Below are 13,992 nucleotides of genomic sequence, written 5' to 3'. Positions count from 1 at the left end.
AGGACGGCCCCCAGTATCGGCCACTTTTCCGCGTCGCGCCAGCTCATGCGGGGGCGCCGCGCATGAGCTTGTCCAGCGTAACGGGATAGTCCCTGATACGAACGCCGGTGGCGTTGTAGACGGCGTTTGCGACCGCCGCGGCTACGCCGCATATTCCAAGCTCGGCGATGCCTTTTGCCTTCATCGGCGAAGAAGTCGGGTCGGTCTCATCGAGGAATATCACCTCCTGATGAGGGATATCCGCATGAACGGGAACTTCGTAGCTGGCCAGGTCGTGATTCACGAAGAAGCCGAAGCGCTTGTCCACGACCAGTTCCTCCATCAAGGCAGCGCCGGCTCCCATCGTCATGGCGCCGATCACCTGGCTGCGCGCCGACTTCGGATTAAGGATGCGACCCGCGGCGCAGACGGCCAGCATGCGCCGAATCCGTATCTCGTACGTCGCGCTGTCAACCGCCACTTCCACGAAATGGGCGCCGAAAGTGGATTGCTGGTACTTCTTGGCCAGGTCCCCATACTCCATTTTGTCTTCCGCCTCGATGTCACCGTCCGCCGCAAGACTGGCCAGGCTTGCACGCTTTCCATCAGCTTCGACAAAACCCTCCGTGAAGCGCGCCGCCTCATGCGGGACACCCAGTTTCCGGGCGACGGCCTCGCGCAGTTTCACGCAGGCGGCGTAGACACCCGCGGTGGAGCTGTTCCCGCCCCACTGTCCGCCCGAGCCCGACGAAACAGGGAAGTCCGAATCACCAAGACTTACCGCGACCTGGTCCAGCGGCAAACCCATCATTTCGGCAGCAGTCTGGGCAATGATGGTGTAGCTTCCCGTACCGATATCGGTCATGTCGGTCTCGACCGTGACGATGCCGCGCGCGTCCAGCCGCACCCTGGCACCCGAAGGCGTGACCAGGTTATTGCGGAAAGCGGCCGCCATACCGAGACCCACCAGCCAGCGCCCTTCCCGCGCCTGGCCAGGACGCTTGCGCTTATTCCACCCAAAGCGCTCGGCCCCGATACCCAGGCATTGCACGAGCTGTCTTTGCGAAAACGGGCGGCTTGGATCTTCAGGATCGACCTGGGTGTCATTGCGCCGACGAAACTCGACGGGATCCAGGCCCAGCTTCTCCGCCATCTCGTCCATCGCGATCTCAAGGGCCATCATGCCGGGGGCTTCCCCGGGGGCACGCATCGAATTGCCCTCCGGGAGATCCAGCGTGGCTAGCCGCATCGCCGTCATCCGATGGCTTCCACTGTATAGCAGCCGAGTCTGGTTCACCGCCGTTTCCGGCTGCCCGTCCGGTTGGTCGCCCGACCAGCTTTCATGGCCGATGGCCTCGATGCGTCCGTCGCGTGCCGCCCCGATCCGAATGCGCTGGATGGTCGCGGGCCGATGCGTGGTGTTGTTGAACATCAGGGGGCGCGTCAACGCGACCTTGACGGGACGCCCCGCCGCCTTGGCGCCGAGCGCCGCCAAGAGCGCATCGGCACGCAAAAAGAGCTTTCCGCCGAACCCACCCCCGATGTAGGGGGATACCACCCTCACATTCTCACGCTTGATATTCAAGGTCTTGGCGATGTCGCCCGCATCCCAGGCAACCATTTGCGTCGAAGTCCAGATCGTCAGCTTGTCGCCGTCCCACCGCGCGGTCGTCGCATGCGGCTCCATCATCGCATGGCCCTGATCGGGCGTCGTGTACGTGGCATCCAGCTGCACGGGAGCCGCGCTGAAGACGCCCTGGAAATCCCCCACCGACGTCGCCGCTTCTCCCCAGTACCCGCTTCCAGCCAGCGGAGCATCGGCCCGGGCTTCGGCCAGGTCGAACCTGCCCCCCTGCGCCACATAATCGACCTTGACCTTCTCCGCCGCGTCGCGCGCTTGCTCGAAGGTTTCCGCCACGACCATGGCGACAGCCTGGTGATAATGGTCGACATCCGGGCCCGCCAGCAGCTTGGCCGTATTGCGGCCCGCCTTGGCGAGTTTTCCGGCGTTATCGGCCGTAACGACGGCGAGCACGCCCGCACTGGCTTCGGCCGCCCGCAGGTCGACGGACGCGATCCGGCCTTTGCCGATGGCAGCCCCCACCACGAAGCCGTACGCGGGATTCTGGACCACGTCGTGCCGTTCATACGCATAGGGCGCCGTCCCGGTCACTTTGAAGCGTCCGTCGATGCGGTCAGTCGCCCTGCCGACGACGCGAAGCTGGTCGATCGGATTGATATCCGCAGGCGTATCGAATTTCATCTGTCAGCTCCTGGCTTGAGTCATCAGCGCGCCGAGCGTACGTTCAGCCAGCTCGATCTTGAACGCGTTGTGCTGCGTTGGTTGGGCATCGGCAAAGAGCGACGCCGCCACGGCTTTCTCGCCCCGGGTCATCTCCTGTTCCGCCGCTTCGACTCGCCACGGTTTGGGAGCCACGCCGCCGACCGCCACGCGACCACTGCCGTCATCCTGCACGATCGCCGCTATCGAAACCAGGGCAAAGGCATAGGACGCGCGGTCGCGCACTTTGTGATAGAAGTGCTTGCCGCCCACCGGCTTGGGTAGCGTCACGCCGGTTATCAATTCACCCGGGACGAGATCCGTTTCGACCTCCGGCGTATCGCCCGGCAGCCGATGCAGTTCGACTATCGGTATTACCCTGGACTTGCCGTCCGGCCTGATCGTTTCCACCTTCGCATCCAGCGCGCGCATGGCGACCGCCATGTCGCTGGGATGGGTGGCAATGCATGCGGTGCTTCCGCCGACCACCGCCAACGTCCGGTTGTAGCCCTTCATCGCGCCGCACCCGCTACCGGGACGGCGCTTATTACAGGGCATATTGGTGTCGTAGAAGTAGGGGCACCGTGTTCGCTGCAGGAGATTGCCCGCTGTCGTCGCCCTATTGCGCAATTGCCCCGATGCGCCCGCCAGCAGCGCGCGCGACAGTACGGCATAGTCGCGGCGCACACGTTCATCGGCCGCCAGGTCCGTATTCCTGACCAGCGCACCGATATGCAGGCCGCCGTCGGACGTGGGCGTTATCGCGTCCAAGGCCAAGCCGTTGACGTCGATCAAATGCATGGGGGTTTCTATCCGCAGCTTCATCAAGTCGAGCAGATTCGTCCCCCCTGCGATGAACTTCGCGCCGGGCGTCCCGGCCAGCGAAGCCGCTGCCTGCGCGGCCGACGTCGCGCGCTCGTAGGTAAAGGGCTTCATGGCTGGCTCCCCGAGACCTCCAGCATCGCCTCGGAAATATTCGAATACGCGCCACAGCGGCAGATATTGCCGCTCATGCGTTCGCGCATTTCCATGGCGGTGGGTTGTGGCGTCGCGACGAGGTCCTCGGTGACGTGACTCGGTACCCCTGCCTTGATTTCGTCCAGTACACAGACCGCGGAACAAATTTGCCCGGGGGTGCAATACCCGCATTGATAGCCGTCATGCTTGATGAAAGCCGCTTGCATCGGGTGCAGGCGATTTGGCGTGCCCAGGCCCTCTATGGTCGTGACCGTACTACCGTTGTGCATGACGGCCAGGGAAAGACAGGAGTTGATGCGCTTGCCATCGACGATGACGGTGCAAGCGCCGCATTGACCGTGATCGCAGCCCTTTTTCGTGCCGGTAAACCGGAGGTGCTCCCTCAAGGCGTCGAGCAGCGTGGTTCGCGTATCCAGCGACAGGGAATACTGGCTACCGTTCACGGTCATCGTCGTATCCACCGTCACCGGCGCCATTTCCAGGTTTTCGTCACGGCCGGCGGTAGTCAACGCATTGGCGGCATTGGCGGCATTGGCCTTAGTCTGGCCCAGCGGTACCGAGCCAATCGCCGCGGCGCCTGTACCCGCCAGTTTCAACAGTTCACGGCGGGTAATTTTCAGGCCGTCGACGTCATATACGTGCATGGCCGGCTGAACGGCCGGTGAGCCAAGGCGTTCTGGCGTTGGAGTACTCATGGTTTGCTCCCAGGAATCGCGTAGCTTGAATCCGGACTGGCAGGTCGCCTGTCCGGGGACGGTTTCCGTACAACGGTATTCGACCAGATGAGCAGGCCGTGGCGAAGGGCACGGAGGGCACGGCCTCGATAAATCAATAATAGGGAATTTCGTGCGCCGCATCTGATTTTCGGCAACAAGCAGGCAAAACAGTATTCAAAAAATTGGATCGAATTGAAAAACGCCTTAACCATGTGCAAGACGGCAGTGTCGTCATGCTCCGGATAACACGACCGCTGCTGATGTGGAGCACGCCAGTTGCCCTCGAAGGCAAGCCACGCGAGCCCATCGAGCGCGCAATCCAAATTCGCAGGCCCGGCGAAGCTTGCGACCCGACATGACATCACGACCTGGAGACTTTATGAAAAATCCCCGCTGCAATTGCAGACGCGCATTCAACCTGTCTCTGTTGAAGGGCGCGATCCTCCCGGTCACAGGTTTCCTGGCGCATGAAGCCAACGCCGCGGAAGACGCCGGCAGCCCCGTTGCGGGCACCGGACGCAGCGCCAAAAGCCACCTGTTGGATGCGGGCGCCGGGGTATTGCAATCCAAGCCGACCCTCGACGCGATGAATGCCTACCTCAACGGCTTTCACTTCTATGCCGACGACATGAACCGGCAAGTCGAAGCGCACCATTTCTGCACCCACCTGACGGAAGACTTCCACCAGTGCGTGATATTCGACTCGAACGCCAAGGACGCGAGACTGATCGGCATTGAATACATCGTCAGCGAGCGCCTTTTCCTGTCGCTGCCTGAAGAGGAAAAAAAGCTTTGGCACAGCCATGCCTATGAAGTGAAGTCCGGGGAGCTGATTGCCCCTGGGATACCGGACGTGGCGGAACACGCCTTGATGCAGGACCTCGTTTCCACGTATGGCAAGACGTGGCACACCTGGCAGGTCGACCAGGGACATCAACTTCCCTTGGGCATTCCGCAATTGATGATGGGCTTCACACGTGACGGGCAGGTCGATGCCGCGCTGGTCCAGGCCCGCGACGACCGGCTGAAGCTATCCACCTCGGAACAGCGGAAAAACCGTGGGGATATCGCCACGCCAGCAGTTGCTCAGGGGGCAAACGCCTGGGAAAGGGGGAAAACGATCCAGCTCCAGGCGTCCGAGGTCAGCGTGAAGAACCTGAAACCATAGGCGGGGCTGGCGGTAAAGGGATAGGCACTTATATCGGGATAGGCACTCATATCGGTATTTTTTTATCGCGGGCCAACATGAAAAAGCTGCTCAAAACGATAGGACCGGCAATCAGTGTTCTGGACACGTCGCCGGCAGGCGCGCAAGGGACGCATGACACGCATGAGGCGCAATGGGACGTGGCCACCAAGATTGCGCCTGTCGACTCAGGCAGTTACGAGGTTCGAATCGACGTAGTCCATACCCGTGAGGGCAGGATGGAAAGCCGTGCCCTGCCCTCCATCCGCGGCTTCGACACGCCGACGGACGCGGCGGAGTATGCGTTGGCATGGGTGCAGGCATGGTTTCATCGATCGGCGGAGGAATGATTCGGGGTGTCCAAACCCGCAAGGCGCGCCATCGCCACCTTCCCCGACTCGCCCCGCTTTCCCGGTATTTCGTCGCGCAGGTCCCGTGACATCCCGACTTGGCCGTCCCTCATCGCGTCATCGCTCTGCAATCGCCAAAGCGTCCGGAAAGGTCCGTCCATCCCCAGGAGTTCGCACAGCGTGCCGTCCTGGACGACACTGCCCGCATCCAGCACCAGGATGCGGTCATAACGCGCGAGCGTGGATAGCCGATGCGCGACGGCGATGACGGTGCGCCCGCGCATCAGGCGCTCCAGCGCCTCCTTGACCAGCAGCTCGGATTGGCTGTCCAGCGAACTGGTCGCTTCATCCAGCAGGAGAATGGGCGAGTCCTTCAAGAAAGCGCGAGCGATTCCGATGCGCTGGCGCTGCCCGCCGGACAACTGCGCCCCACGCTCTCCAACCAGCGTGTCCAAACCCTGCGGCAGGCGTTCGATGAACTCCAGGCAGTGCGCCTGCCGAGCGGCTTGCAGCACTTCGCCGTCGCCGGCGTCCGGTCGCCCATAGCGTATATTCTCCATGACTGAACGCCTGAACAGGCTGATATCTTGCGGAACGACGCCCAGCACGGCGCGCAGGCTGTCTATCCGCAGGTCTTGCAAATCCTGGCCGTCGACGAGTATGCGTCCGGACGTGGGCTGATATGCGCGCTGCAACATCGCCAACAACGTCGACTTGCCCGCCCCCGACAACCCCACGATGCCCACGCGCTGCCCGGCGGGAATGCTGAGATCCAGGGCGCGCAATGCGGGTTTCCCCGCCGTATAGTGATATGAGACACGCTCCACGTCTATCCGGCCGCCTTGCCAGACCAGGTCGCGTGCGCCGGGACGGTCCGGGGTTTCATGCGGCTTTGCAATGACGTCCAGCATTTCCCTGATCACGCCAAAATGCTGCGATGTGGCGACAAGCGCCAGCGCCAGGTCGCGGGAGCCGTGCAGGATACGGAAAGACAGGGCGCTGACCACGACCACGTCGCCCGCGCTGGCGGTCCCCGCCGTCCATGAACGCAAGACCCACACCAGCATGACGCCGGTCATGATCCACAGGAAAACATCGTGGATGACCCTTGCGGCCTCCACGTACATCCAGCTGCGCCGTTGCGCGGCTGCCTCGACGGCGACCTCGTGTTCCAGCCGCATGCGTTCGCGTATGTGGCCGGTGAACACCTGTACGGTCCATATATTGGATATCGTGTCGATGATCTCGCCGCTGACACGCGCCAGCTGATTGCCGTAATGCTGGTGCAGATCGCGTCCTTTGGCGCCAAAGCCGATAAGCGTCACGGCGGTCAAGGCAACAAACGAGACCAGGACCACCGCCATCCGCCATTCCACCACGGCAAGCACGGCCACCGCGCCGACGAAGTCCACGCACGGTGGCACGATGTTCCACGTCACCGCGCTGTAGATCGCCGCGGCGGAGTTCGCCGTGCCGCTGATGCGATTACCCAGGGCGCCGGAATGATGGCATGAGAAATAGCCGGCCGAATGATGGGACAAATGATCGAACAGGTCGACGCGTATTCGGGCGCACGCATCGACGATCCTGCGGCAGCCCACCCATCCGCTGAGCCGCCAGGAAATGGACTCGACCACGATCAGCGACATGAACAGCGCGAGCGCGGTCCATACGCTGCCGCCATTTCGCCCGTCGGACATGGCATCCACGATCATTTTCATCGCGTACTGCACGGCCACGGCACAGCTGCCCGCCAGGACGATTACCGTCACCAGCGCCCCGAATGACCACGGCCGTGCGGTCATATAGGAAAGCAGGAAAGGAATCGGGCGCCGCTGGATCGCGTTCGCTGCCCGGGCCCGTGCGCGCCGCCGACGAGTAAAAAGGAAAGACGACACGACTTTTTCCCCACCCTTCTCTAAGCGACGCATGGCTGGAGCCGGAAACGCTCCGACAATCGGAGCACGGTGGCGGCCAGCTCTACGCAGACCGGGCGCTCTCCGGTTTCGGAGGCCAGCCCCAGCAATCCGGTCGGACAGTGGCGCCCGTCTTCCCAACCGGGATAGTCCGTCACGGGATAAAGGCATATGCCAGCCATTGGAACTCCGGCGCGCATCGCCGCGGCCACCTCGTCGGCCACATACTGCAGCCAGCCGGGGCGGTTTACACCCTCCGCGCCCGTTTCGGAGATGACGATCGGTCGCCCGTAACGGCGGTGCACATTCCCCAGGAGTTCGCGCAGGGGCCGGTACGCCGGCTCGCCCTGCCTGACAGTCGGCCCGTCCAGCCGCCACTGGTTATAGGGGTAGAAATTAACCCCCACGATGTCCAGCAAGGCGGCGCTGCCGCCCAGTTCGGGCTCGATACGGCCGCAGAGCATATCCCAGGCCTCGTATTGCGCGTCGTGGTGCGCGCGCGCAGCCTCGACGTCGCCATCCTCTCCCGGATGAACCGCGATCAGCGGCTCCGGGGCGACCAGGCGGGCACGGGCATCGACTTCCAGGATGGCCTCGCTCGCCTGGATGGCGGCACGGGCGAGCTGCCGCTTGAGGTCGGCCCCCCTGCCGGTTTCCGTGGGACCGAAGTTGCCCATTTGCCCGCCGGCCCAGGACCAGAAGGAAATCTCGTTCATCACGCTATAGAGCGGCGGCTGCCGCGACAGCGCGCCCAGGGTACGCGCGGCCGCCGCCGCATAGCGCGCGAATGCCTCGGGAAACCGCGCAGACCATATATCCAGCCACGCCGGCCAGCCATAATGGCATAGGTCCCAGGTCACCTGGATGTCGTGTTCGTTGGCCGCCGCGACGAGAGGTCGCAGGCTGGACCAGTCATACGAATTGGGACTTGCGCCAATGAGATGCCAACGCAACCCATCCCGCACCGAACGAATGCCATGCAGGGCCATCGCTCCGTAGTCCCGGCTTGCATGGCGGTCATGCCCCGTGGCGGCAATCATGTCGAGTTGCCTGCCGTCGGAAAAACGCAGGCAGGAACATTCAAAGCCCCCTTGCATGAAGCTAGCGTAAGGCGTCTGCATGCACGGCTCTCCTTGGGCTGTCTTCGGATGGGGCTACAGCCGCGTTTCGTGTCGCGGGGGCCGCCGGTGTGTCGCCTCGCGCGATCGACGCATACGTCGCGAGCGCCTGGGCCACGACCTGGTCCATGTTGTAGTAGCGGTACGTCGCCAGCCGGCCGACGAAGCGCACGCCTGTCTCCTCGTCGGCGAGCGCCTGGTATCGCCTGTAGAGCGCCGCGTTCTCGGGCCGGGGGATGGGATAGTAAGGGTCCCCGATATCCGACGGATATTCGTACGTTATCGCCGTATGCGGGTGACGCTGCCCCGTGAGATGCTTGTATTCCGTGACGCGGGTATAAGGCACCGCTTCGGCGGGATAATTGACAACGCCGACGGTTTGAAGCCAGGGTTGACGCAGCGTCCTGTGTTCGAAGCGCAGGGAGCGATAGGGCAGCCGGCCATGACGATAGCCGAAGTACTCGTCTATCGGGCCCGTGTAGATCAGCGATTCGAACGAGGCGCCACGCCTGGCGTCACGGAAGTCCACACCCAACGCCAGCGTAATGTTGGGATGGTCCAGCATGCGTTCAAACATGCGCGTATACCCTTCGGCAGGCATTTTCTGGAACGCATCCGTGAAGTATCGATCGTCCAGGCTGGTCCTTGCGGGCACGCGCGCCGCGACGGCGCTGTCCAGTTGGGATGGATCCAGCCCCCACTGCTTGCGGGTATAGCCGCGGAAGAACTTCTCGTACAACTGACGGCCTATCTTCGAAACCACGATGTCTTCCGACGTGAGGACAGGGTCCACCGGTTCGGCATGCATCGCGAAGAATTGCTCGGCTTCGTCGGGGCTGAATGGTCTTCCATAGAGTCGCGCAAGCGTGGTCAGGTTGATCGGCATGGGCACCAACATGCCGTCCACACTGGCAAGGACGCGGTGCTCGTAGGGGCGCCAGTCAGTGAACCGGGAAAGGTAGGACACGACATTGTCGGAATTCGTATGGAGAATGTGGGGGCCGTAGCGATGGATCAGCAGTCCATCCGCGTTGTGGCAATCGTAGGCGTTGCCGCCAATATGGTGACGCTTGTCTATGAGCAGGACGTGCTGCTTTCCGTCCGCGGCAAGACGCTCGGCGAGGACCGAACCCGCGAAGCCGGCACCGACGATGAGATAGTCATACCGTTTTTGCCCCCAGGGTTTTCCCACGACACGTCCTGTCGAGGCGCCGCGGCCGGGAAGAACGGCTGCCGGCCGGCGCGTCGACAGGGCGCCGGCCATCACCTCGCGCATCCCGCGCCATGTTGCGTCCCAGGACATTCCCGCCAGGGCGTGGTCCGCCTGCTTCCATACCGACCCAGGCTCCTTCATCTGTACCAGCGCGTCTTCGATGGCGGAGACAAACGCGTGCGCGTCCGCTGCGATATGCACCACCCCGCTCCCGCCATAGGTCCGCACGACGTCGGCGATGGGCGTGGAGACGACCGGCCTACCCCCCGCCAGGTATTCAGGCGTCTTGGTGGGACTGATGAACCGCGTCGAGGCATTGATGCCGAAAGGCATCAATGCGACCTGCCAGGCGGCGAGATGGGCAGGCAGGGCGTCATACGCGCATGGTCCCAGGTAATGGATGTTCGGGGCTACCGGCAGCGATGCGGGGTCGATCTTGACCACGGGGCCGACGAGCACGAATTGCCAGTCGCGCCGCATGCGCGCCACCGACTGGACCAAGGAACCGTCGAAACGTTCGTCGAGGACACCGAAGAATCCCAGCCGAGGCTCAGCGATCTTCGCTTCCTGGTCCGGCAGTGGACGCGCTACGTGTTCGCCCATGCCGCGCGCCTGGCGGAAGTGAGCGATGTCCACGCTGCTGGGAAAAAGATGCACGTTGGGATGCCGCTTGCGCTTCTCCCGGTACAGGCTGTATCCGCCCGCGAAGACCACGTCGGCGGCATCGAACAGCTCGCTCTCCATATCGACCAATTGCGCCGGGGCGCCGCAAAAGGCCGAAAGTTCGTCCATGCAGTCGTAGACGATCAGGCTGGCCGGGATATCGCGTGAGAACGCGCGACTCATGGGGGTGTAATACCAAAGAATAGGCTCACGGATGCCGTACTCCTGGCAAAAGTTCTCCAGCAAGCGTCGCTGCGCATCGGCCGCGTTGTCCGCGCCTACGTGCGCGCGCAACACCAGCACCCGATCATGTGCATGCCTATCTTCCAGCCATGGAATTTCGGCGCCATCGATGATGGGCTCTTCTATAAACACGACCTTGCGCTCTGTCGCCCATCGGACCATCAGGTGCTGCGGTCGCTGGAACACGAACTCCCATCGCAGGTGCGAAAAGCAAAGGATGGGCGGGGGATCTCCGGCGGCCACGTCGTGGCTGGCGCCGGAGGCCGTGGACAGGCCCTCGGTCTCGAACAATCTCATTGTGGATGCTCCTTGGAGGGCCCAGTGGTCGCCTGCCGTCGATGGCAGGCGAGGGTTTTGGCCGGCTGGATGTGTACGCGCGCATCCCAACGGACCACCGCCTTTAGCAAGCCCTGAGCCATCGTTCAGCACGGTGGGCATCCGTCGCCATGCTGGACGATGGCGTCACCGGGCGTGCCGCTTGCTGCGCACAACCCGCTTGATGATCAAGCGGACGAGGTCCGGTTATGTCAGACGAGCACGTCAAGGATGTGGAGCACCGCATCAGGCGCCTTCAGCAGCTGGCGCGCGCATATGCGGATGTGCGGCCCGCCGACGGAAGAGCCCTTCTGGATGAGCTCGCGCAACTCTCCGCCAGCCTATCCGCCGCGGTGGACTATTGCACGGTGGAAAGGTCGCGTCGCGACAAGGAAGCGCGCTACCGCTCCATCGTCGAAAGCGCCATTGACTACGCGATCCTGACGCTCGGGCTGGATGGAACCGTGCAGTCCTGGAACCCGGGCGCCTCCCGTATGTTCGGGTATGAGGAAAAGGAGGTTCTGGGCAGGTCCCTCGATCTCATTCTCACCGCCCAGGATCAGGCGATCAAGCGAAACGTGTTCGAGCGGCAGATGGCGAACCAGCTTGGGCACGCGACGAATGAACGCTGGCATCTCTGCAAGGACGGCCGGCGGGTATGGGGCAGCGGCATGATGATGCCGTTGCGCGATGCGGCAGGGAATCTGGAGGGCTACCTGAAGATCATGCGCGACGACACCGATCGGCGCAAGGCCGCGGAAAGCCAGCGGCTCTTGCTCGATGAACTCAACCATCGTGTGAAGAACTCACTGGCGGCGGTCCATTCGCTCGCTCACCAGACTTACCGCCACGCGGGCGATCTTGAGCAGTTCATGGCTCAGTTCGAGAGCCGCCTGCTGGCGCTGTCGCGGGCCCATGACCTGTTGACCCGTAGCACGTGGCGCGGGACGACGCTGTCGGAGCTCCTGCAGGCCACGCTCGAACCTTACGACGGCACGCCGGCCCGGTTCAGGATCGGCGGGCCGAACGTGGTTTTCGCGCCCAACGCCGCATTGACGCTGAACATGGCGTTCCATGAACTGGCGACGAATGCGGCGAAATACGGGGCCCTGTCGGTACAAGCAGGTCTCGTGGAAGTGCAATGGCTGCGCTCAGCCGCAGGGCATGCCGCCACGGCAGGGGCCCCGGGAAAGAGCGACGAAGATGCGGACCGCCAGCAGGCGGGCGTCGCCACGACCACGCAGGAGACTTCAGAACGTCTGGCGATCGTCTGGACCGAGACCGGCGGACCGCCCGTCGCCCCTCCCCTTCGACGCGGCTTTGGATCGCGCCTGATCGAGCGCGGCATCGCGCAGGAAATAGGCGGCAAGGCAACTCTGGAATTTGCGCCCGGCGGCCTGGTGTGCCGCATTGACGTACCCCTGGAAAATCGGGTGGAGGTGAAATGATGGATGGGGCAATTCTGTCCGCACGCAAGATTCTTGTCGTCGAGGATGAGGCGTTGGTCGCAATGCTCATCGAGGACTATCTGACGGATTTCGGCTGCGCGGTGGTGGGACCCGCGGGTAGCGTGAAGCAGGCATTGCTGCTGCTGGATGCCGAAAGCGTGGACGCCGCGGTGCTCGACATGAACCTGGGCGGCGACCCGGTCGAGCCGGTGGCGGCCGCCCTCGCCGAAAAAGGCATACCCTTTTTTTATTCCACGGGCTACGGCGACCAGGGGCGCCGTACGGATTACCCCGCGCAGGTGCTGGGCAAGCCTTTCAATCAGGAGCAACTGCGCACGGCGCTGGTGCGTGTGCTCACCGAGCGGGATGGGCCGGCGTGAAATCAGCCCAGAACAAGGATGCGTCACCCGTCTCTACCGCATCCTGGCGCAAGAGCGACAACTCGCCGGAAGGGGCCACCGCGAAACTGGCGAACCCCGCGGAACGGCTAACGACGACATCTCCGTCGTCCAGGTAGCGCCCCGCCTGGCGAAAAGCGGCCACCAGTATCGAGCCGTCGCTGCTCAGCGCAATGCAGCGCGCGTGCAGCCCGTCCAGGGCCACCCGTTGCAATACCCTAGGCTCGCCGGTCACGTCATCCAGCCGGAACACGACGATGCTGTTCTCGCCGCAGCGCGCGGGGGCGCCTGGCGCCGCGGGTGCTGGATGCGCACGGTTGACCACGTAAGCGTACCGGCCGCCGGGATGCATCGCGATGGCGCCACCCAATTGCGGACGCCGCGGTTGATCGGGCTGCCGCAACAAGCCGACGCTCCATGATGGCGTGTCGGCTATGGCGCCGTCCCGATAGACGAAGGCCACAAGACGATTCTGCCGCTCCAGCACGCTGTACAGCACAGGTTTGCGCGGATGGAAGGCGCAGTTGCGCGGACCGAAGCCATAGCCACCCTCGGGCGCCACCGCCTGTACGCAGGCCACGGCCCCCCGTTCTTGCCGCAGCACGCGTAATGACCCAGGATTTTCCCGGTTCGCCGTGCTTGCGTCGTCGCCGCGGCAGGTCAGCAGCAAGTCCTGGCTGCCGGGTATCGGGATGACCTGATGCGGAAAATGTCCAACCAGGTCCTCCCCTTCGGCCAACACATGCCCCGCCGCCGCCAGGCCTTGCGAATCCAGCGTGTGCAGGGTCAGCGCGGCCGGACGGTTGTACGCCAGGGCGACGCGGTGCCGCCCGGCATCCACCGACACATGGAGGGGGCGGTAGGGCAGCGCCAGCGGCTGCCCCAGCAGGCGCATCCCCTCGGCATCCATGGAGACCTGGAACAGGGCGTGGCGGTCGCCGGGGCTGGCGACGCCGCCATTGCTGCACGCCACATAGGCGACGGGATGATGCGGGTGGAAGGACGCGTACTGGACGTCGAGCGGCAGCGCCAGGGCGTCTTGCTCGACCAATCCGGCGGCATCCAGGCGGTACCGGACGAGCCGGGGGCCGACGGATGCCAGCAGATCCCGGCCCTGTTCATGTTCATGTCCTGCGCCGGCTATCCTGCCTGCGTCCTGTGCCATCGCGTGCTTCGCTCCGTCAGTTC

At 63.6% G+C, this 13,992-nt stretch carries 11 protein-coding genes; 4 read left to right on the top strand and 7 right to left on the bottom strand.

Going from position 1 to position 13,992, the window contains the following annotated elements; translation table 11 throughout:
• Positions 1-43: 43 nt before the first annotated feature.
• From paoC to paoA, 3 genes are read right to left on the bottom strand one after another with little or no spacing between them, the layout of a single operon-like run.
• Positions 44-2,242, bottom strand: a complete 2,199-nt coding sequence (paoC, locus tag C7R54_RS16175; protein ID WP_129151459.1) for an aldehyde oxidoreductase molybdenum-binding subunit PaoC — start codon at positions 2,240-2,242, stop codon at positions 44-46.
• Positions 2,243-2,245: 3 nt separating this feature from the next.
• The gene (locus C7R54_RS16170; protein WP_129151458.1) at positions 2,246-3,196 is read right to left on the bottom strand and encodes an FAD binding domain-containing protein; all 951 of its coding nucleotides are present in this window, start codon (positions 3,194-3,196) and stop codon (positions 2,246-2,248) included.
• On the bottom strand, positions 3,193-3,882 hold the full coding sequence (paoA, locus tag C7R54_RS16165) for an aldehyde dehydrogenase iron-sulfur subunit PaoA (RefSeq protein ID WP_129151587.1): 690 nt from the start codon (positions 3,880-3,882) through the stop codon (positions 3,193-3,195). The genes C7R54_RS16170 and paoA overlap by 4 nt, the downstream gene beginning before the upstream one ends.
• 451 nt (positions 3,883-4,333) lie before the next feature.
• Here paoA and C7R54_RS16160 point away from each other — a divergent pair, with 451 nt between their 5' ends.
• Entirely contained in the window at positions 4,334-5,122 is a 789-nt protein-coding gene (locus C7R54_RS16160) for an OBAP family protein (RefSeq protein ID WP_129151457.1), read from the top strand.
• Positions 5,123-5,199: 77 nt separating this feature from the next.
• Complete coding sequence (locus C7R54_RS16155) at positions 5,200-5,490, top strand: hypothetical protein (protein ID WP_129151456.1); 291 nt, start codon at positions 5,200-5,202, stop codon at positions 5,488-5,490.
• Here the strand turns inward: C7R54_RS16155 and C7R54_RS16150 are convergent.
• The 3 genes from C7R54_RS16150 to glf all read right to left on the bottom strand — a co-directional run bounded on the left by C7R54_RS16150 (position 5,469) and on the right by glf (position 10,940).
• Entirely contained in the window at positions 5,469-7,295 is a 1,827-nt protein-coding gene (locus C7R54_RS16150; protein WP_204524344.1) for an ABC transporter ATP-binding protein, read from the bottom strand. The genes C7R54_RS16155 and C7R54_RS16150 overlap by 22 nt on opposite strands.
• Before the next feature lie 113 nt (positions 7,296-7,408).
• Entirely contained in the window at positions 7,409-8,527 is a 1,119-nt protein-coding gene (locus C7R54_RS16145) for a beta-glucosidase (protein ID WP_129151454.1), read from the bottom strand.
• A complete protein-coding gene (gene glf / locus C7R54_RS29435; protein WP_204524343.1) occupies positions 8,508-10,940 on the bottom strand; it encodes a UDP-galactopyranose mutase in 2,433 nt (810 codons plus the stop codon). Before glf ends, C7R54_RS16145 begins: the two co-directional genes overlap by 20 nt.
• 227 nt (positions 10,941-11,167) lie before the next feature.
• Here glf and C7R54_RS16135 point away from each other — a divergent pair, with 227 nt between their 5' ends.
• Positions 11,168-12,406 (top strand): sensor histidine kinase, encoded by a 1,239-nt coding sequence (locus C7R54_RS16135; RefSeq protein ID WP_129151453.1) that lies wholly within the window; start codon positions 11,168-11,170, stop codon positions 12,404-12,406.
• Positions 12,403-12,786: a response regulator gene (locus C7R54_RS16130; RefSeq protein ID WP_204524342.1), complete on the top strand. Its 384-nt coding sequence runs from the start codon at positions 12,403-12,405 to the stop codon at positions 12,784-12,786. The genes C7R54_RS16135 and C7R54_RS16130 overlap by 4 nt, the downstream gene beginning before the upstream one ends.
• Here C7R54_RS16130 and C7R54_RS16125 read toward each other — a convergent pair.
• On the bottom strand, positions 12,761-13,969 hold the full coding sequence (locus tag C7R54_RS16125) for a lactonase family protein (protein WP_129151452.1): 1,209 nt from the start codon (positions 13,967-13,969) through the stop codon (positions 12,761-12,763). The two genes, C7R54_RS16130 and C7R54_RS16125, sit on opposite strands and share 26 nt — an antisense overlap.
• Positions 13,970-13,992: the final 23 nt, after the last annotated feature.

The sequence above is a fragment of the Achromobacter aloeverae genome, assembly GCF_004121055.1.
GTDB lineage: Bacteria > Pseudomonadota > Gammaproteobacteria > Burkholderiales > Burkholderiaceae_B > Bordetella_C > Bordetella_C aloeverae.
Note: the sequence above shows the minus strand (reverse complement) of the source record. Positions and strands in the feature narration are given on the sequence as shown.